General features: G+C 42.4%; 21 protein-coding genes. 1 reads left to right on the forward strand and 20 read right to left on the reverse strand.

Going from position 1 to position 18,946, the window contains the following annotated elements:
- Positions 1-7 precede the first annotated feature (7 nt).
- From FZF09_RS11870 to FZF09_RS11905, 8 genes are all read right to left on the reverse strand, one after another.
- Entirely contained in the window at positions 8-1,054 is a 1,047-nt protein-coding gene (locus tag FZF09_RS11870) for an Ldh family oxidoreductase (protein WP_158736806.1), read from the reverse strand.
- Between the two features lie 15 nt (positions 1,055-1,069).
- A complete protein-coding gene (locus tag FZF09_RS11875; RefSeq protein WP_158736807.1) occupies positions 1,070-2,353 on the reverse strand; it encodes a TRAP transporter large permease in 1,284 nt (427 codons plus the stop codon).
- Between the two features lie 13 nt (positions 2,354-2,366).
- Positions 2,367-2,861 (reverse strand): TRAP transporter small permease, encoded by a 495-nt coding sequence (locus FZF09_RS11880; protein WP_158736808.1) that lies wholly within the window; start codon positions 2,859-2,861, stop codon positions 2,367-2,369.
- A gap of 45 nt (positions 2,862-2,906) precedes the next feature.
- A complete protein-coding gene (locus tag FZF09_RS11885) occupies positions 2,907-3,974 on the reverse strand; it encodes a TRAP transporter substrate-binding protein (RefSeq protein ID WP_233269480.1) in 1,068 nt (355 codons plus the stop codon).
- 200 nt (positions 3,975-4,174) lie between these two features.
- Positions 4,175-5,185, reverse strand: a complete 1,011-nt coding sequence (locus tag FZF09_RS11890) for a LacI family DNA-binding transcriptional regulator (RefSeq protein WP_158736809.1) — start codon at positions 5,183-5,185, stop codon at positions 4,175-4,177.
- Positions 5,186-5,550: 365 nt separating this feature from the next.
- On the reverse strand, positions 5,551-5,730 hold the full coding sequence (locus FZF09_RS11895; protein ID WP_370514455.1) for a flagellin: 180 nt from the start codon (positions 5,728-5,730) through the stop codon (positions 5,551-5,553).
- Between the two features lie 243 nt (positions 5,731-5,973).
- Positions 5,974-6,210, reverse strand: a complete 237-nt coding sequence (locus FZF09_RS11900; protein ID WP_158736810.1) for a hypothetical protein — start codon at positions 6,208-6,210, stop codon at positions 5,974-5,976.
- Between the two features lie 72 nt (positions 6,211-6,282).
- On the reverse strand, positions 6,283-7,545 hold the full coding sequence (locus FZF09_RS11905) for a flagellin N-terminal helical domain-containing protein (protein ID WP_158736811.1): 1,263 nt from the start codon (positions 7,543-7,545) through the stop codon (positions 6,283-6,285).
- A gap of 516 nt (positions 7,546-8,061) precedes the next feature.
- Here FZF09_RS11905 and FZF09_RS11910 point away from each other — a divergent pair.
- On the forward strand, positions 8,062-8,544 hold the full coding sequence (locus FZF09_RS11910) for a competence protein ComK (protein WP_158736812.1): 483 nt from the start codon (positions 8,062-8,064) through the stop codon (positions 8,542-8,544).
- A gap of 50 nt (positions 8,545-8,594) precedes the next feature.
- Here the strand turns inward: FZF09_RS11910 and FZF09_RS11915 are convergent, their stop codons facing one another.
- From FZF09_RS11915 to FZF09_RS11970, 12 genes are all read right to left on the reverse strand, one after another.
- Positions 8,595-9,293 (reverse strand): response regulator transcription factor, encoded by a 699-nt coding sequence (locus tag FZF09_RS11915; protein ID WP_158736813.1) that lies wholly within the window; start codon positions 9,291-9,293, stop codon positions 8,595-8,597.
- A 344-nt stretch (positions 9,294-9,637) separates the two neighbouring features.
- Positions 9,638-9,871 (reverse strand): carbon storage regulator CsrA, encoded by a 234-nt coding sequence (gene csrA, locus FZF09_RS11920; protein ID WP_158736814.1) that lies wholly within the window; start codon positions 9,869-9,871, stop codon positions 9,638-9,640.
- Positions 9,871-10,332, reverse strand: coding sequence for a flagellar assembly protein FliW (gene fliW, locus FZF09_RS11925; protein WP_158736815.1), 462 nt, complete (start codon positions 10,330-10,332; stop codon positions 9,871-9,873). The genes csrA and fliW overlap by 1 nt, the downstream gene beginning before the upstream one ends.
- A 28-nt stretch (positions 10,333-10,360) precedes the next feature.
- Positions 10,361-10,951, reverse strand: a complete 591-nt coding sequence (locus tag FZF09_RS11930; RefSeq protein ID WP_158736816.1) for a DUF6470 family protein — start codon at positions 10,949-10,951, stop codon at positions 10,361-10,363.
- A gap of 53 nt (positions 10,952-11,004) precedes the next feature.
- Positions 11,005-12,141: a flagellar hook-associated protein FlgL gene (gene flgL / locus FZF09_RS11935; RefSeq protein WP_158736817.1), complete on the reverse strand. Its 1,137-nt coding sequence runs from the start codon at positions 12,139-12,141 to the stop codon at positions 11,005-11,007.
- 32 nt (positions 12,142-12,173) lie between these two features.
- On the reverse strand, positions 12,174-14,048 hold the full coding sequence (flgK, locus tag FZF09_RS11940; protein ID WP_158736818.1) for a flagellar hook-associated protein FlgK: 1,875 nt from the start codon (positions 14,046-14,048) through the stop codon (positions 12,174-12,176).
- Positions 14,049-14,072: 24 nt separating this feature from the next.
- Entirely contained in the window at positions 14,073-14,567 is a 495-nt protein-coding gene (locus FZF09_RS11945; RefSeq protein ID WP_158736819.1) for a flagellar protein FlgN, read from the reverse strand.
- 89 nt (positions 14,568-14,656) lie between these two features.
- Complete coding sequence (gene flgM / locus FZF09_RS11950) at positions 14,657-14,920, reverse strand: flagellar biosynthesis anti-sigma factor FlgM (protein WP_199256783.1); 264 nt, start codon at positions 14,918-14,920, stop codon at positions 14,657-14,659.
- A gap of 79 nt (positions 14,921-14,999) precedes the next feature.
- Positions 15,000-15,425, reverse strand: a complete 426-nt coding sequence (locus FZF09_RS11955; protein WP_158736820.1) for a TIGR03826 family flagellar region protein — start codon at positions 15,423-15,425, stop codon at positions 15,000-15,002.
- Between the two features lie 14 nt (positions 15,426-15,439).
- A complete protein-coding gene (locus FZF09_RS11960) occupies positions 15,440-16,222 on the reverse strand; it encodes a ComF family protein (protein ID WP_233269481.1) in 783 nt (260 codons plus the stop codon).
- Positions 16,200-17,744 (reverse strand): ATP-dependent helicase ComFA, encoded by a 1,545-nt coding sequence (locus tag FZF09_RS11965; RefSeq protein ID WP_158736822.1) that lies wholly within the window; start codon positions 17,742-17,744, stop codon positions 16,200-16,202. The genes FZF09_RS11960 and FZF09_RS11965 overlap by 23 nt, the downstream gene beginning before the upstream one ends.
- 102 nt (positions 17,745-17,846) lie before the next feature.
- Complete coding sequence (locus FZF09_RS11970; protein ID WP_158736824.1) at positions 17,847-18,692, reverse strand: DegV family protein; 846 nt, start codon at positions 18,690-18,692, stop codon at positions 17,847-17,849.
- Positions 18,693-18,946: the final 254 nt, after the last annotated feature.

Consider the following 18,946-nt stretch of genomic DNA (forward strand, 5'->3'; position numbering starts at 1 on the left):
CCAATCGTTATTGATAGTTTTCAATGTCTATTCCGTTTTCTTCGCCCACTGTTTTTAACGTTTTATACACCTCCTCACCCAGGCTGATTCCAGATTCAAGACGTGCTTGTTCTGTATTTCGTTCTATTTCGCCTGGTAGAAAGATTTCTTCGACTCCTTCTCCTTTTGGAGCGCTTTTAATTTCGTCAATCATTTGATCGACTCTTCCTTTGAATTGTTCCGCTGGCATAAACGTATTCACATCAACCAGCTGGAAAAAGTGCCCTACATTTTGAGGTTTATCAAAATCACCATAAATGTTATTGATATGGGGACCAAATCCAGCCCCTGTTAACACACCGCTCATCAAGTCAATCATGAGGGAAATAGCATATCCTTTAGGACCAGCAAACGGAAGAACCGACCCTTCCAACGCTTCTTTGGCATTAGTTGTCGGGCGCCCTTTGCTATCAATCGCCCAGCCTTCTGGAATGTCCTCTCCTCTTTGCTCGGCTGAAATGATTTTCCCTCGTGCCACCACACTTGTCGCCATATCAAAAATGATCGGGTTATTTTTGCCGGCTGGGACCCCAAAGGCATAAGGGTTTGTCCCAAAGTACGGTTTAAGCCCTCCCCACGGAGCCATCGTCGAAGGCGCATTGGACATCGCATAAGCGACGACATCGTGCTTAATGGCTTGTTGAATAAAGAAAGCTCCTGTGCCAAAATGAGTGGAGTTTTTCACCCCGATATAAACCGCTCCATGTTTCTTTGCTTTTTCTACCCCTATTTCAATTGCTCGTTTTCCAACAATCTGCCCCATTCCATCGTTCCCATCAATGAGGAGCGTTGCATCGCTTTCCTGCGCGATTTGAACTTCTGGATTCGGCGTAACGGCCCCTGATTTCAGGCGTTTGACATAAATCGGAAGTCTCGTTGCCCCATGAGAATCGACCCCGCGCAAGTTCGCAGAAACTAAACTGTCACCAACAATCGAAGCATTTTCCTTCGTTAAACCAACGGAATGCAACACATCGGATATAAACTGCTTTAGTTGTTCAGGCTTGATATTCATCTTCTTTGTTCACCTCTACTCCATTAAACTAGGCAAATACATCGATATTTGCGGAACATATGTGACTAATAATAAAACAAAAATCATGGCTGCCAGCAGGGGAAGAACGGCTTTTGACACTCTTCCTATCGTTATTTTGGCGATATTGCAAACGGCAAATAAACAGATCCCAACCGGCGGAGTCACTAAGCCAATAGCCAGATTAACGATCATCATAATGCCAAAGTGCGTCGGATCCATTCCTACCGATAATGCAATCGGAAGCAAGACCGGGGTTAGGATAATTAAAGCTGCAGTAAGATCAAGAAACAGCCCTGTCAGTAATAAAACAATGTTGATAATGATTAAAATAATTAACGGGTTTGTTGATACACTTTGAATCCAATCACCAATCATTAAAGGAATTTGTTCATAGGCTACAATCCAGCCAAATAACGAAGCTGTAGCCACTAAGAGCATGACTGATGCAGATCCAGTGATCGTTTCCATTAAGATCGATTTAAAATGCTTGAATTTTATTTCTTTATAAACCAACCCTCCGACTATTAAGGAATAAGCGACGGCAACTACAGCAGCCTCAGTTGCCGTAAATACACCTCCGATAATTCCTCCCAATACAATAACGGGCATAAATAATGCAAGAAAGGCACTTTTAAAGGCTTTCCAAACTTCTTTTAAAGAAGGAAGTTTTTCCTTTGGAAATTGCTCCGGATATTTCAGGGCCATCAAGTAGGTCATCCCCATTAAACTGAAGCCCACTAACACACCAGGAATAGCTCCAGCCAGAAACAATTGTCCGATAGACTCTCCAGCCATTACTCCATAAATGATAATCGGAATACTTGGAGGAATAATGATACCAATGGTCGAAGATGCTGCGGTTACTGCTGCGGCAAAACCACCGTCATAGCCTCTCGTTTTCATAGCAGGTATAAGAGCAGAACCAATCGCTACCGAATCTGCTACAGATGACCCTGAAATACCTCCAAAGAATTTACTTGCAACAATATTAACCATGGCCAAGCCGCCGCGGATAAAGCCAACCAAACAACTAGCAAAATCGATCAGCCTTCTGGCAATTCCTCCCGTATTCATTAAACTGCCAGCTAGCACAAAGAACGGTATCGCTAATAAAGGAAAGGAATTGACACCATTTCCAAATCTTTGTGCAATAACAAAGAGTGACTGATCCCCCATCACAAATACTGCTGCAATTGACGCTAAACCGATGGCAATGGCGACAGGAACACCTAATATTAAGAAAAGTGCAAAACCGCCTATTAGAACCGGAATAATCATGTGATCCCTCCTCTCATTCTGGCTGTTCGATAGATTTGGTCGATAGTTTTTTAAAAACGGTACGTAACGTATTCATTAAAATCAAAGCCATTGCAATTGGAATAGAAATATAAACCCAGCCCATCGGCAAATTTAAGGAAACAGACGGCCGGTTCATTGTCCCTTGCACAAGCTCGAGCCCGCTTAAAAAGACGATGATGGCAAAAACCATAATAATGACATCGATGAAAAGGCTCAATAGAAGCTGAGGAACTCCTTTTAACATTCGCAAAACCGAGTCAACGGCAATATGAGCTTTCTTTCTTAGACCGATTTCTGAACCGAGGAAAATAATCCAAATAAATAAAAATCTAGCAAGCTCTTCTGACCACCCTAATGAGTTGGAGAGAACAAACCGATAGAATACTTGAGCAGCTACTATCACCACCATTGTAATGACTAAGAGAATGGTGAAATATTCTACAGCTTGATTGATTGTCGTTCTTAGTTTAGCTAGCAGCTGTAACATGTCGTTCACCTCATAAGGAGGGGCTACTTGCATAGCCCCATTTTATTATTTTGTTGCTTCTAGCAATCTCTCATAAAAGTCAGGATCAAAATCTTCTTCAAATTCATCGTATACACTTTCTGTTGCCTCAATGAATGGCTCCAGTTCAGGTTCGCTGATGGTTACGCCTTCTTCTTTTAGACTTTCAATATATTCTGCCTCTTGTTCGGCACTGAGCTCTCTTTCATAGTCTTTCGCTTCATCAGCTGCTGTTTGTACTGCTTCTTGCTGCTCTTTTGACAGGTTCTGCCACTGTTGTTCACTAATTGTAAGAACCATCGGTGAATACATGTGTCCTGTTATCGATACATAATCCTGCACTTCATAAAACTTGGTTGTATAAATAAGAGATACCGGGTTTTCCTGGCCATCTACCGTTCCCTGTTCAAGACCTGTGTACAATTCCCCAAACGACATCGGTGTCGGATTTGCTCCTAATGCTTCAAAAATTGCTAACGATACAGAACTCTCTGGGGTACGAATGTCTAATCCTTCTAGATCTTCTGGTGACTCAATTTCGCCTTTTGAATTCGAAATGTGTCTGAATCCGTTTTCAAAATAACCTAATACACGGATTCCCTGTTCATCCGGAAGATTTTCAACCATCTCTTGTCCAATCTCACCGTCTAGTACCTCGTAAGCGCTTTCGCGATCTGTAAATAAGAATGGTAGATTAACAGCTTTTAACTTCGGTGCCATCGTTGTGATCGGCTCAACACCAATCATCCCCATTTCAATAGATCCCATACTCATGCCTTCTGTTAATTCATTGTCATGTCCTAATTGTCCATCTGGATACAATTCAACGGTAACTTGTCCATCTGTTTTTTCTTCTACTAACTCTTTAAACTTTTCGGAACCTTCATGATATAAAGAATTTGTTGCTGTACCATGACCCAATCTTAAAACGACTTCTTCAGCACTATCACTCTCTCCAGAATTCTCTTCATTATTATTTTCCGTGTTCTCTTGACCACCAGCTTCTTCTTGCGATTCGGAGTCCGAACAGGCAACAATAAATAATAACGCCAATAAACTGAAGATCCATAGAACGATACGTTTTTTTTGCATCATAGTCCCTCCTAGTGTAAAATAAATGTTCAATGTAATTTTTTATTGACTTGTCGTTAGAGTGTGTACGTGCAGTGGATTGCACTCTAACTCAAGTCTTTTTTTCTGCCCTTGTCTTTTTCCCCCGCCATTACAACTTTCATGAAAAAACTCCTTTGCTTTCCCGATTTTATATTTCCTTCACCCCCTTTAAAAGCAAGTAATTATTTTGGCGGTGCACAGGACTCTCTAATGATCAACTCCGGCTCTAACTGTATGATTTTTGGCTTTGGCTGTCTTTTCCGATTCATTCGTTTTACTAATAACAGCGCCGCATTCACACCCAGTTCATATGCAGGCTGTGCTACTGTGCTTAACGGCGGGTCTAATAAGGGGACCCAAGGATAATCATCATAGCCAATCACAGATATGTCTTCCGGGACATGACACCCTTCTTTTTTAGCCCCACTCAGTGCCTCTAAGTTTAAAATAGTATTGGTTGAAAAAATAGCTGTCGCAGGATCAGATAACTCCAACAGTTCCTGCGTTGCTTTAATCCCGCTGTCTTTTGTTGTGTCGCATACTTTTATAAGCTCATCGTCTACAGGAAGACCATTTTCCTGTAACGCTTGTTTGTATCCTTCTAAACGATCAATTCGCGGACTTCGGTTTTCAATAGGATACAATAGAATGCCGATTCGTTTATGCCCTTGATCAATCAAGTATTGAGTGGATCGTTTGGCACCTAAAATATTATTGACGATCACTGTATCCGCTTTCAATTCCTCTGTGAATCGATCAAGAAAGACAAAGGGATACTTCTCTTTCACTAAATGATCAAATAAGCCATTATTCTTTCCAGTTGTATTTACAATAAGACCATCTACTTGTTTATTTTTTAACGTTAGAACGTTTTCTTCTTCTTTTTCCGCTTTTTCTTCGGAACTGCTCACCATTAATGTATATCCACTTCTTGTGCATTCACTTTGTACCCCTTTTAACACTTCAGACCAAAAAGGGTTCGAAATATCAGATATAATAATTCCAATCGTTTCCGTCGATTTCTTCTTGAGGCTTTGCGCCACCGAATTAGGCGTATAATTAAGCTCCTCCATCGCGTGTAGAATCTTCGTTTTCGTGCCTTCTGCCATATATTCAAAGTTTCCATTGAGCACCCGTGAAACAGAGCTTTTCGAAACGCCCGCCTTTTTAGCTACATCATTAATGGTTGCCATATGTCCTCACCTATTTCATCTTCTTCTAAAACCGGTTTCTGAAATCGGTTTCTAAAACCGGTTTAATAGAATAATAACATAAGTCAGAAAATTATCAATAGCATTTGTTAGATTTTTTATAAAAATTTGTCGAAAATGCTTTTATAAAGAGAAACGAATAGTAAAACTGCAGCCATGAATATAAGGCTAGAGGATAGTAGAATGGAAGATAGCAGGAGCTTGTGAAGGAATTTTTAGAACACTCACATCTTCCCTTTCCTTAATCTAATATTTCTTCAACAAAATAGAACCGTTTTGTTTAAATTATTTATATAGCATGTAAAAAGACTCCAGAGTCCTCTAGAGTCTTCATATTGTTACTTATATTACCCTAGCAGCTGCTGTACGGATTGGGGCTGCTGGTTGGCTTGCGCTAGCATGGTTTGAGAGACTTGGGAGAGGATGTTTGCTCGAGTCATCTCCATCATTTCTTTAGCTATATTGGCGTCGCAAATACGAGATTCAGCATGGGTTAAATTTTCAGACATATTTTCTACTACTTGCATTGCTTTTTTCTAATCGATTTTGGGAAGCTATAAGGCTCGATCTAAAATTTGATGTTGTTTTATGGCGTCTATCTTTATCTAGAGTGGCAGCCGAGTTTATTTTATTCCTTGGGAGCGTACCAGTGTGTGTTTCTGTATCTCGTATAATTATTCCAATTTATTCTCTCATTGATCAATGTCGTTTTACATGGATTATAATAAGTATAAGTATGGTTTATAACAAGTAATTTTTGTATTAGAAATCTACTCAAATATTGATTCCACAATGTCCTTTCGAAGTTTATTTTGATAGCTTTTTGGTATTTTATGCATTATTGTATTTAGACTTTTCCAATCTACCTTCCCTAAGCCTTCAATACGATTATAAACAACTCTTTCTTCATAGTATATATCATTTATAACAATGTTGATTTTAACAGGATAAATCGGATCTTCAAATTCATCATTTAATGGTTTAATACCTAAAAGTGTAAACGACACTGATATTCACACCCCTTAATTAATAAAAAGACCCTAGCACAAAAACTAGAGCCTCAATATTGATTAATATTATTATCCAAGCAATTGTAGTACGGATTGTGGTTGTTGGTTTGCTTGTGCGAGCATAGACTGCGAAGCTTGGGAAAGAATGTTTGAACGAGTCATTTCCATCATTTCTGCAGCCATGTCAACATCACGTATACGAGATTCGGCAGCAGATAAGTTTTCAGAAGCATTGTCTAGGTTAGAGATTGTGTGCTCTAAACGGTTTTGGTAAGCACCAAGCTCAGAACGTTGAGCAGAAACAGATTCGATCGCGTCATTAATGTCTGTAATTGCGGAATCAGCTGACGCTTGAGATGAAATGTCAATACCGCCAACTTCGATTTCGTCGCCATCATCAAGTGCTGCAGTAAAGGTTGCGACAACATCCCCATCAGCATTTTCGAATACCTGACCAGCTGTTGTAGCAGTTGCAACAGTTTCACCGTTTCGGTCCAATAATACATCATCTCCTGAGTCATAGGTATATGTCCCAGCCTCTAAACCACCATTATCAACGCTACCTTCTGCTGTCACATCTCCACTACCATCAATTTCTATCGTGCCACTAGTAACAGTATCAGATTTAGAAGAAGCAAATGTTATTTCTTCAGTACCGTCATTTCCTGTATAAACCGTACCTCCATCAGTACTTTCTGCAACTTTATCACCGTTTTGATCGAGCAATTCATAAGTATCACCATCAACATGGCTTACTGTGTACTCTCCTTCTACCAAATCGTTTTGATCAGTAACAGAAGATGCAACTTCAACTGTTGCATCACCAGCCATACCTAGTTCAAACCCACGCATATCATCAACTGCAATATCTAAATTTTGACCTTCATTTGCACCAATGTGGAATGTACCTTCAAAACTTCCGTCTAATAGGTTTTGAGTGTTAAATTCGGTGTTGTCACCAATACGGCTAAGTTCCTGAGACAACTGGTCTACTTCTTTTTGAAGCTCTTCTCGGTCTACTTCAACGTTTGTATCGTTGGCAGATTGTGTAGCTAGCTCACGCATACGTTGAAGAATTGAATGCGATTCATCCAATGCACCTTCTGCAGTTTGTATCATGGAAATTCCATCTTGAGAGTTACGGCTTGCTTGATCAAGACCGTTGATCTGTGCACGCATTTTCTCGGAAATCGCTAGACCTGCTGCATCGTCGCCTGCACGGTTTATACGAAGACCTGAAGACAGCTTCTCCATTGAGTTTTGGTTTGCTTGTTGGTTAATTCCCATTTGACGATGAGTATTCATTGCCGGAATATTGTTATTAATAATCATACTTGAAAATTCCTCCTTGAATGTGTGTTTTACGTTCCGGTCCACGTCCTTGTGGGTGAAACGTTCGTATGTTTTGGGATACACTGTTATCCTGTCGGCCGCCAGGATTGTTTTATCCTTTACACTTCTAATATCGGAGGATGGAAATGATTTGTTAAGTCTTTTTTCGCATTTCTTTTGATAGATTTGTAGAATTTTCATTTTTTCTTTTTTTATTGGCTCTGGAGGAATGTTTTTGGTTCAGGCGCTTTTTTTGGTTTCGGGAATCTTGCTGTTGGTCTGTTCCTTTTTGTCATTTGTTAAAATTGTTTTCTTGCCTTATCAATCTTTTTACATATTTTTACACAACCTTTACTATTCTTTGTTTTGTTTCTGTGTATAATGATGTCGATGAGTCTTTCTTCCTTTTTTCGCGAAAAATAAAAAGGGTTCACGGGTACATTTGCTCAGTTCTTTTGTACTTTTGGGAAGAGAGGCTTTGAGGTAAGTTAATAACCTTAATGAGGGGGATTTTGTGTGAAAAATTTTGCTTATAGCGAGGATTATCTGATTTCACCTAATACGATGGCGGTTTCTCCGTTTTTTGAAGAAGGGGGACAAAGCAGAATTTATGAGCGGAACAGTGACATAATGGTGGTTGGGGAGTCGGCGATGAACATTATATCAGAAGGATGTTTGCTTGGGGGAGCTAGTTATGAAGGGCGAAAAGATGCGGTGAAATATCGAACGGACATAAAATGTAAACTGCCTGTTCCCATGAACGTATTAAAAAGAATAGGGGCGATGCCTACCCATTCCCCGCGGACCGATGAATGCCACTGGCTTTTTCCTTACCACATCAAGTTTATTAACCCTCACCCTGATACAAAATTTCACTCGGAAGTTGTATTTCTGGACGGCCAGACGCTGCGTGTTAACATTTCTCCGTATAGTTTAAAGCTGCAAAAAATGAGAGCGACGGAAGCTTTTTCTATCTTTTTTTATGAAGATGCCCGGTAAAGGTAAAGCTGATCTGTGTTCGTTTTTACAGACCAGCTTCCAGCTTTTTTCTATGAAATTTTGACCCAGCCTTCTTCAATTGCTCGTTTTATCGTGTGGGTGCGGTCGTTTGCTTTCATTTTTTTTGTCAGGTGGCTGACATGGTTGTTGACGGTAGCCACTGCGAGAAAGCATTCTTCTGCGATTTTGCGGTTGCTTTTTCCTTCGAGAATTTTTTCTAATATGCGTACTTCGGCGTCTGATAATGTACTTCTTGCTTTTTCCATATCCAATTCAAGTTGTTTTGCTGGTTCGATTGCTTCCTGTTTATGAAGGGAGCGGTATCTTTGCATTAAATGCGGCTGAAACATTGGGTCAATGTAGACGAGAAAAGATTGCGAGCGCTGAAAATGATCCAGCCATTTTTTCCGCTCGCGGTCAGCCGCTAAAATAATAGATACTTCTTTATGAATGAGCTGATCTAATAGATCCGCTTCCCCGCTTGGCAAATTGATCCCTAAGCGGAAGTAGCAATTGATGTCTTGCAGTTGCTCGACCTTGTCGTACACCGTTTCTTTATCACACTCCGCATAATAAATAGTATCTTTTTTTAAACCATCTTCAAACAGTCTGACAACCTGGGATGGTTCGGCTGCGATGACCGTTTTGCCGATTGCCTCTCCCGCTTCTTCTAATAGTCCATTTCCTTGCATATCCAAAAAAAGCGTGGGAAGTCTGTTCCCTGCATCCTTATGATGAGTGTTTGTCATTATGTATTCCTCCTGAAGTGACCTGAAAGTGTCGTTCTCGTCATAAGCGTTTTTCTCTCTTTACACTTTCACCACGCTACCCCTGTATCTCTTTTTCTCTCTACTTATCTCCATAGGGCTACCCTTTATAATTTTAGTTATCTTTCTAAATCTTACCTGTAACTGAAAAAATAGGCAAGGAACGAGAGTACCTCATGCATATGGCAGATTTCCCGTTCATTTTAATAGACTTAATTCTATAGTCCTACTTACTGAAGTTACGTCGGTCGAAGAATTTATTTATTTAGAATATTTTATATATTATTTAGGGCTTAAGTCCAAAAAATAGGCATTTTGTTTCTTTTTTAATTTTTTTTCATTTGCTGAGATAGTTTTTCTAAAATGTCCAGGCTTCCCGCTTCTGCCGCTGCATTATTTTCCTTTTGGATATCGAGATAGATTTCTTTTCGGTGAATATCAATATGTTTCGGGGCTTCGATGCCTATTTTCACTTGTTCGCCGTCTACTGCGATAATCTTCACTTCGATATCATCGCCAATTTGGATCGATTCATTGGTTTTCCGGGTTAGTACTAACATTAGCGGCCTCCCTTCTCGTTCACAGCTGTGTGGGCTTGCTGCGGGAAAAGAAAGTGTTTCGTTTGATAGTCCGTCTCGGTTAGGACAAACTGCTTGCCCTTTTTCTTGGCCGCATTCAGAACGATCGGTGCCTGCAGATTGGCGGTCGTTTTATTGAACGGCTCTTCTAGGGTTAACACGGAAAAAATCGCCACATCCTCTTCTTTTTCAATGGCCAGCTGTTCCAGTACACTGTCTGATAGTTTAACCTGGTAATCATTGAAAAAATGAAAAGGATTGGCGACCACAAATGCTAATTCCGGGGTATTAACGGACTGAAGAATGAAAAAGATGTTGTCATTGCTAAAAGGAAGCAGCACAAACGCGGTTTCTTCTTCAAAAGCTGGCAGTCCTTGCTCAAATTGATAGATTTCTTCTTGCGGTATGTCTACTTCACCAAGGTGTTTTGTTTGCAGTTTCACGGGTAGTAGGTCCCCCTTTTTCTTATGGTTATAACGTGCGGTTCACTTGTTCTCCGCTCACATGAAATTGAATACTGGGCTTTTGTTTGACGTAATGCTGAATCTCCCAGCGCGGAATATTTATTTCCGGGTCATTTTTTTGTACATTAATTTCTGTTTCTGCTCGTTCTACTTGAAACGAGAGATCGCCTGGTTCTACGTCAAACGTTACTTTGAACGCATTTTCTGGTGTAAAACCGAGTTCGGTTTGTTTTTCTATCAGCTTGCCGTTTTCTTTTGCTATCGCCGCTATCGCTTTTCCGCCTCCGCCATTGTTTTCTATTGCCTTTAGCTGTTCGCCTTCTTGTGCTTTTTTGGCCGTATATTCCGTTGCGGTTTGGTTTGCTTTTTGCGCAAATTGCTTCGTTTTCTGCAGAGGAGAAATTAAGTTCGCATCCGCAAAAGCTTCAGATTGATCAATATTCACTTTTGCCGCTTTCGTAGAAATTTCGACGGTGTCGGTGAGATTTTGGTTTATCTCGACATCTGCCGGGGGCTGGCTGATTTCGAGCGGCGGTTTTGAGGATTTCATTCCAAGTTCTGCGTTGGTCGTTGTAATTTCCACAATTGGCATGTTCATCGAGCAGCCCCCCTTTAGGCAGTTTTGTATAATTGACGTTTTTCCATTTGTTTTTATCGTAAAAAGTCCATTAATGTTGGCTGTATAATACGAGCTCCGGCCCCAAGTGCAGCGCGGTGTACATTTTCCTGGCTCATAAGGTCAATCATAACCTTTTCCATATCCGCGTCTTCATTGTCAGAAAGAATGCGTTCTGCGATGACTTCCTGGTTGCTTAAGCGGTCATCAATCATTTCAACCCGGTTTAAACGCGCTCCTATTTCTGCGCGCTCGTTGACCATGTTGTCAAGGTGAGTGTCAATCGTATCAATAAATTCCGTGAGTGCTTCTCCGTCAGAATCCGGATCTTCTAATGCTTGTTCGAGCCGTTTCATGTCACCAAAAAGCGCACTGTTAAAAACGTTTTGCGGCTTGGAGTTTACCGGAATGTTGACCCCTTTTAACAGCTCAATCTCCACGTTGCCTGTATTGGTGGATACGGCATCATTTCTTGATAGAACGATATCATTTTTTTCCAGGTCATCCTCTACTTCTTCCGTGTTGGAATGAGTAATACTGTCTATTTGACTATCCTCATTCGTTCCATCATAGGTGAGTTCCATTGTATCTCCGTTTTCATTTGCAAATACAGCTGTATTGCCATCTGTTTCGGAAAAATGATAAACGCTGCCGTCATACGCGATTTGATGATTTAACAGCTCTTGTTCGTTTAAAGTTGATAAACCGTCTGGATCAATCTGAAAGGAATCTTCATTTACTGGCTGATTGGTTGTATTCGAACCGTTAAAAATATATTTATTATTTGATTTCGTGTTCGCCATAGACACGAGGTGCTCAAACAGCTGGGACACCTCTTTAGCAATATTGGAACGCTGGCCTTCTTCATACGAATCATTCGCCGCTTGTGTAGTCAATTCGCGCACGCGCTGCAACGCCTGGGTGGACTTATCCAGTGCCTCATCGGTCGACTCCATCCAATTATAGACTTCGTTTGAATTACGCTGAAACTGCTCGACTTCGACCGTTTGCGTGCGGTAGCGCATCCCGTTCATCGCCACCACCGGATCCTCAGAAGCACGTGAAATCTTTTTACCGGTAGAAAGCTGGTCCTGCAGTTTGCCTAATTGATCATAGCCTTTACTTAAGTGGCGGAGCGAGTTGTCAGCCAGCATCGATTGGGTTACCCGCATCAATTTTCACCTTCCCTTACGATATTTTCTACCTATCTTCCGACAACACCCATGTTATTAATAATACGATCCAGCATTTCATCGATCATGGTAATGTTTCGTGCAGAGGCGTTGTACGCATGCTGAAACTGGATCATGTTCGTCATTTCTTCATCGAGGGAAACACTGCTTACTTCTTTACGGCGGTTATCCACGCTCTCACGCAAGCTATCTGTGTTTTGCATTTTCTGCTCGGCTTCAGCGGTGTCTACTGCCATTTCGCCAATGACTCCCTGGTAGTAGCTTTGCACATTGGTCGTACTCTCACCGCCAAAATCAAGGTTCGCATCTTTTACGTTAGCGAGATGCAATGCATTAGATCCATCCCCTGCAAATGCTTTAGGCCCTGTTCCATTCACAATCGGTTCATCATAAGACCAAACCGTTCCGTCTTCAGGTTCGTCCAAACCTTCTACACTGATGGTTAATCCATCCACTTCCACTGTTTCTGATCCATCTTCAAAACCCGTCCATTGTTCTGCTTCGTCTGTCCCCGCTAAAGAATATTGCCAGCCATTCTCATCAGAATATCGGACTTTCAGTTCGTTTGGTCCATCTTCCTCATACTTGCCAGAAAGCGTCGGGCCTGCCTGGTCTTCACTTCCTTCTTCTACAGTCAGCATCGATTCTGTTGGAGAGGAAGCCGCTATGTTGTCTAAGTCCTCTTCTATGTCTTCATGCACTTGAAGAGCGCTGGCATACCCTTTTTGTTCTTCCGTTCCATCGAAAGCGAAAAAAGGAATCGAACTGCCTTTTTCTCCGTTGTTTATGTCACGCAAGTTCCAGCCGCTTTCATGCACCTCATTAAATTCATCTGTAAACGTTTTGACCATATTATCGAGGTCGTCAATTAATTTTGGATAGGTTCCATTCACTGTGTCATCTTCTTCTGTTTGATAGCCAAACGATTCTACGAGTGCTTTTAATTTCCCTGGAGATTGGATGAAAGAAATGTCCGATAAATCGTCTTCTTCCACCAACTCTTCGCCATTGCCTGCCTCCCAGTCAAAGGATGCGGCAGAAATATACGTATGCTGGCCGTCCTCTTCCTCTTCTAAGCTAAGTTCTTTAAAGTCCTTGTTTTCTCCATCTACTAGGGTTGTGAGCTGATTACCTTCTTCATCCGTCATGAATACATTGACAGTGCCTTCTGCTGCATCAAGGGCGTTGCCTTTTGTTTCATTTAGCTGTACGTCAATGTTGACTAAACTTGAAAGTTCATCGAGAAGCCGGTCGCGTTCATCATACAAATCATTTGGCATTTGTTCGTTAGGTACGACACGGGCGATTTGCTGGTTTACGTCATTAATATCGCTGAGAATAGCATTCACTTGGCTTTCAGTGGTATTCAGCTCTTCGCGTACATCTTGTTTATTCGATTGCAGCGAGTCCGACACGTAATTAAATGTTTCCGCAAGTGCCATGCCGCGCTGGCGCACGACAGAGCGGGCCCCGGAATCTTCTGGGTTCACCGATAAATCCTGCAGTGCATTCCAAAACTCATCCATCGTCGTCGCAATACCTTCCTCCGATGGCTCGTTCATCAAGTCTTCTATTCTTTCGAGCGAATCGTAACGCGTTTCCCAATAACTTGCCTGTGCATTTTCGCCGCGGTATTGAATATCAAGATAGTTTTCCCGTACGCGTTGAACAAAGTCCGCTTGTACCCCGGTCCCGATTTGTCCGGGCATACGCGGAGCATTTCGCGCTGCATTCGGATACGGTTCTGTCTGAGCAAAATTCACACGCTGGCGGGTGTACCCTTCTGTATTGGCGTTTGAAATATTGTGACCGGTTGTATGTAGTGCGGCTTGCTGCGTACTCATGCCGCGCCGCGCGGTTTCTAGTCCATGAAAAGTAGAAGACATGGCTTCTCCTCCTGTTTCGTATTTTTAAGCTTTGGAATCAAAAATAGAGTATCTTTGCTGCTGGTCGTTTTCTGCGTTGTCTGGATGGGTATAATGCACGGCTTCTGGATCGGGCTGGATCATATCCATCGTCATTTGCACAAAATGAAGCGAATCTTCGACTAATGTACGGTTGAGTGCTTCTTTTTTACGCAAACTCCCCATCTCTTGCAGCAAGCTTTCCTGCAGTTTGATTAACGGTTCATGATTGCTTTCGGGCAAATGTTTTAACAGAACGCTGACGGTCCCTTCTGCTTTTGTTTCGCCTTTACTGCTTAAATACTGATGCACCGCATCCTGTCTGTCTTTTTCCGTTTTTTCGATCGTTCGTATATGTTTGCTTTCTTTTTTTAAAAGAATGGCCAGTTTTTTTGTATCGTTTGCTTTAATTAACTCTGTTTTTTCAGCAGATATTACATTTAATTCTTTATGCTGCCTAACGAGCAGGGCCATGGCTTCAAAAATCGTTTTGACGGACATAACGTTCCCCGCTTTCTTTTTCCATAGAAGATGGCTGCTCCCCGAAGAATCTCCTTCCTGATTCTTTTTGGAGCAGCCTGCTTCTACCTTTATTTTCCGGACCAAAAATCAATGAATTTTTTCGCCGCTTCTTTTGGATCAACCTGATAGGTGCCTGATTCTACTTTCTGTTTCAAAGCGTCTATTTTCTCCTGACGAGCTGTGTCGATTTCCCCTTGCTGCATTTGTTTTGCCGTGCTGGAAATCTCTACTTTATCACGCCCGTTATTAGGTGAATCCGTTTTATCTGCGCGCTGCGGTGCTGTTTGTTTGTTGTATGGATTGTTCATTGGCCCGAGAGGATTTATTTTCAAAACATTCACCTCCCCAAAATTGTCGCTTTCTTTCTATTATATCGGAAAGATAATGTTCGATTTAACTCGTACGAAGGTCTCATTTTAAACGCTCATTTAAAGAATGATAGGTTGTGTAACGTTTTCGTTCTTCTTCTTTCACACGCTCTTCTCGTTCTTTTTCCCGCTGCTCCGCTTGTATGCCGCCTTCTATGCTGCCTTTACAGCTTTTGCAAAGGCGGCCTTCACGAATGTCTTTTCCGCATGATTCACATGGATATTCTAGATTTGGAAATTGATTCAAATGAAGGCGGCCTTCTTTAATAAACCGGGTAATGTCTTCGCGCTCAACCCCGGTGCCTTCTACTACTTCCATCATAGTAGCGGAACGATTTTCTCGTTTTCGGATAAACGTATATACGGTTTGAAATTTTTCTTCAATCGCACGATGACAATTGTTGCATACCGGTCGGAGTGATTTTACAAACAACGTACCGCAGCGGGGGCAATTTTCTAAGTTCTGCATACCATGTCCCTCCCTTATCCTCTTGCTAGTGTGATAGCGCAAACGCTTTTGGCGCCGTGCTCTTTTAAACGTTTGGCCGCTTTTCGTAACGTAGTTCCTGTAGTATAAATATCGTCCAAAAGAATAAAATTTTTACTGTTTACAGAAAATTTGAAGGCAGAAGATAGTTGAAATGGATTTTCTTTCGCTAAAAGACGTTCACGGCGCGACTTTTTGCTTTGTTTTTCTTCATGGATGGTTCGTTCTAATAGAGGCAAAACGGCAGGAACGGGCGAGGATTTGCGCGTGAGAAGCTGCCATTTTTCATAGAAAGCAAGCGGCTCGTTGGTAAAATCCGCGAGAAGCTGTGATTGATTAAACCCTCGTTCTATGAGACGTTTTGAACTCAGTGGAATAGGAACAGGTATATAACCCGTGTAATGATGAAGATAAAGCTTCCGGATGTTTTCGCGAAAAATAAGAGCCAGAGCCGCATCGCCGCGGTATTTCCACTGTGCAATCATTTCTTGCATGATGTTGTTGTAACGGTAAAGCGAGCGATTATGATCCAGGATACCTTGCAAATCCGGATCGCTTTCCCATCGCTTGCAGTCCTCACAAACTTCATTCACTGGCTGCGGACGGCTGCATATAGCACAGCTCGGTCCAGCTATTGCTTTAAGCTGATTTTCACAGTTATTACACAATAACGATGGTGGAAAAAGCGGTAACAGAGTGCCCCAGCTTGGTAATTCGTTCTTTGGCTCTTGACAGAACATGCAATCCGATCCGCTGTCAGCGATGCTTGCTTTTAACATACGTATTCTCCTCTCCATTAGCTGGCGCTTTATTCATGGTTAAAATATGACGACGGGCGGCCAGCATCGCGTTGGTTTTGCCAACATGAAAAAATACGACATCTCCACCAGGCTGTTCTTTGCTTCGTCCGACCCGTCCTGCGATCTGGACGAGCGCGCTTTCTGTAAAAATATCTTCTTCCGCGCCAAACACCGCGGCTTCTGCACCAGGGACCGTCACTCCGCGCTCTAAAATTGTCGTCGTCACAAGCAGCGGACATGTGCCGTTTCGAAAAGCTGCCACTTTAGACAGCCGGTCTTCATCACCACTATGCACACCTTCTATTGAGGAATAATATTTTTTTAAAATAGTAGTAATAGTTTCTAACACGTTGACAGACGGAACAAATAAAAAAGCGGGCATTTGACTTTGGATATGTTTTTCACACCACGTTTGCACCGGCTTAGGAAGACGGCCTTTTTTGAGTCGCTTTTTCCAGGGACCGCACCACTGAAAACGCGGAACCGGCAGTGGATGACCATGATAACGACGAGGAATTTTCGTTACGGGAAGGGTGTGTTTTTGGACGCGCTTTTGCAGCGTGGTGGTTGGCGTCGCCGTGAGATAAATCGTGGCGGCATCCTTCTTTTTTGCTTTTTGAACAGCTTGAACAAGCGATGTTTCTGCCGTATACGGAAACGCATCCACTTCATCAATAATCACGGTATCAAAAGCGTCTGTAAAACGCATCGTTTGATGAGTAGTCGCAATGACAAGCTGTGCGGGAACCTGTTTTTCTTCGCTTTTGCCGTAAAGCCCAGCAATGATCGCTTCGGGTAAAACACGTCTTAGTCGAGGAAGCAGTTCTAAGACGACATCGGTGCGCGGAGTGGCAAGCAATACACGCGCGCCGCTTTGGAGCGCTGTTTCGATTCCGGGAAATAAAATCTCTGTTTTGCCCGCACCGCACACCGCCCAGACAAGCAGCTCATCTTTTTCCTTTATCGTTTGTATAATCGTCTTCGCGGCCCGTTTTTGCCCTTTTGAAAAGACGCCTTCCCAAAGAAGAGAGATGTGGGGTGAAAAAGAGGGCGGCGCTCCATTCCAGCGAAACAGGGCCGAACATGTACTGATTCTTCCCATCATGATGCAATACCTACAGTAAATGCAGCCTTTCTGGCACCGTGCACAGGAAAACAAACCAAACCGTGCTGGATCGGAGTTGTGACAACGTCGGCATTGATACCCTTTGTTAGTAGGAATCAATCCCGCGCGAACGGTAACTAACCCTGCTCGTAAAAATGGCTTCAGTTCCTCTAACGTGCATTGGGTTTCTTCTAGCAGCAGTTCTTTTCCATATAACACGTTTTGTAAGAATGGGGTATGTTCGGATGCAAGGACGGGCTGCGGCGGAGGAGGTAAGTCAGGAAGGCTGCTGATGACATCTGGGCCGTGTTGAATGACGTCCTTTTCTTCAACAGCTAGCTCCGGAAGGCATACCGGTTCGGTTTTATCCGGTAAAAGAACATGACAAAAATACATAGGCAACGCTCCTGTCTACTGTATCGTTTTAAGTTGTGGGGGAACATGCAGCTGGCCGGGACACAGGAAGGGATAAACCCGGCCTCATTTTTTAGAAGGGAATTACATTTTGCACCAGCCAATGCCAAGACTGCCTTCACCAAGATGTGTACCGATGACGGCTCCAAAATAACTGACGTCGATCTCTGCATGAGGATATTTTTCCGAAAGCTGTTTCTTTATAGCTTCCGCTTTGTCCTGGCGGTTCGCGTGTATTACCGTGGCTCTAATAGATGTTTCCTTTTTAGCATCTTCATCAAAAAGCTCGAACACTCGGTTTAATGCTTTTTTCTCCGTACGAACTTTTTCAAACGGAACGATTTGTTTGTTTTCAAAATGAAGAATGGGTTTAATTTGCAGCAAGCTTCCGACCAGAGCCTGCGCTCCAGTTAAACGGCCGCCGCGATGTAGATGGTTAAGGTTGTCCACCATAAAATACGCACGGGTGCTTTGTTTCATGTCTTCCAGCCGGTCTAAAATCGTATCCACCGTTTCTCCGTCACGTGCCATCCGGGCAGCTTCCATTACATAATACCCCTGCGGCATACAGCTGATTTCTGAATCAAAACCGTACACTTCCACACCTTCAACTTGTTCTCCAGCTGTGAGCGCGGTTTGGTAAGTGCCGCTGATACTGCTTGATAAGTGAATCGTAATAATCGCTTCATGATCTTCTGATAGCTTCTCGAAAGTCTCTACAAACTTCCCTAAAGGCGGCTGTGAAGTCGTCGGCAGTTCTTCTGTCTTTTTTAATTTATCGTAAAAATCCGCCGCCGACAGTTCTGTTTCTTCTTCATAAGCCTCATTACCAAAAACAACGCTGAGCGGTACCAGGGTAATATTTTCTTTTTCTGTTACCTCCGGGGGAAGATAAGCAGTGCTGTCTGTAACAATCGCGATTTTCGCCATAGCTGTATCCTCTCTTCTGTCTCTCTTAATAGATTTTCTCCTTTCATCATAAGTTGTCGAACAAGCTTCTGCAAGAGAATTATGAAAGAAATACAGTGAGATGCGGTGTGTATGAAATGGATTTTTGGTTATGGGCAAAGGTTGGGCAGTGAAGAGTGGTGGTGTAGCAGGTATGCACCGGTTTTGGAGTATAAGAGCCAGTTCCCTGTGTTTATGTGGATAGGAGGGGATTTTGATGGAGTTGTATTCTGATT

The organism is Alteribacillus sp. YIM 98480, from assembly GCF_009765375.1.
Classification (GTDB): Bacteria; Bacillota; Bacilli; order Bacillales; family Marinococcaceae; genus Alteribacillus.

Coding starts and splice junctions, on each gene's coding strand:
- FZF09_RS11960 (WP_233269481.1), bottom strand. CDS start 16,222: ATGTTAAAAGCAAGCATCGCTGACAGCGGATCGGATTGCATGTTCTGT.
- FZF09_RS11885 (WP_233269480.1), bottom strand. CDS start 3,974: ATGATGCAAAAAAAACGTATCGTTCTATGGATCTTCAGTTTATTGGCG.
- FZF09_RS11930 (WP_158736816.1), bottom strand. CDS start 10,951: ATGAACATGCCAATTGTGGAAATTACAACGACCAACGCAGAACTTGGA.
- FZF09_RS11965 (WP_158736822.1), bottom strand. CDS start 17,744: ATGTATTTTTGTCATGTTCTTTTACCGGATAAAACCGAACCGGTATGC.
- flgK (WP_158736818.1), bottom strand. CDS start 14,048: ATGTCTTCTACTTTTCATGGACTAGAAACCGCGCGGCGCGGCATGAGT.
- csrA (WP_158736814.1), bottom strand. CDS start 9,871: ATGTTAGTACTAACCCGGAAAACCAATGAATCGATCCAAATTGGCGAT.
- FZF09_RS11955 (WP_158736820.1), bottom strand. CDS start 15,425: ATGCAGAACTTAGAAAATTGCCCCCGCTGCGGTACGTTGTTTGTAAAA.
- flgL (WP_158736817.1), bottom strand. CDS start 12,141: ATGCGGGTAACCCAATCGATGCTGGCTGACAACTCGCTCCGCCACTTA.
- FZF09_RS11945 (WP_158736819.1), bottom strand. CDS start 14,567: ATGTCCGTCAAAACGATTTTTGAAGCCATGGCCCTGCTCGTTAGGCAG.
- FZF09_RS11880 (WP_158736808.1), bottom strand. CDS start 2,861: ATGTTACAGCTGCTAGCTAAACTAAGAACGACAATCAATCAAGCTGTA.
- FZF09_RS11905 (WP_158736811.1), bottom strand. CDS start 7,545: ATGATTATTAATAACAATATTCCGGCAATGAATACTCATCGTCAAATG.
- FZF09_RS11890 (WP_158736809.1), bottom strand. CDS start 5,185: ATGGCAACCATTAATGATGTAGCTAAAAAGGCGGGCGTTTCGAAAAGC.
- FZF09_RS11870 (WP_158736806.1), bottom strand. CDS start 1,054: ATGAATATCAAGCCTGAACAACTAAAGCAGTTTATATCCGATGTGTTG.
- FZF09_RS11970 (WP_158736824.1), bottom strand. CDS start 18,692: ATGGCGAAAATCGCGATTGTTACAGACAGCACTGCTTATCTTCCCCCG.
- FZF09_RS11875 (WP_158736807.1), bottom strand. CDS start 2,353: ATGATTATTCCGGTTCTAATAGGCGGTTTTGCACTTTTCTTAATATTA.
- FZF09_RS11915 (WP_158736813.1), bottom strand. CDS start 9,293: ATGACAAACACTCATCATAAGGATGCAGGGAACAGACTTCCCACGCTT.
- FZF09_RS11895 (WP_370514455.1), bottom strand. CDS start 5,730: ATGCAAGTAGTAGAAAATATGTCTGAAAATTTAACCCATGCTGAATCT.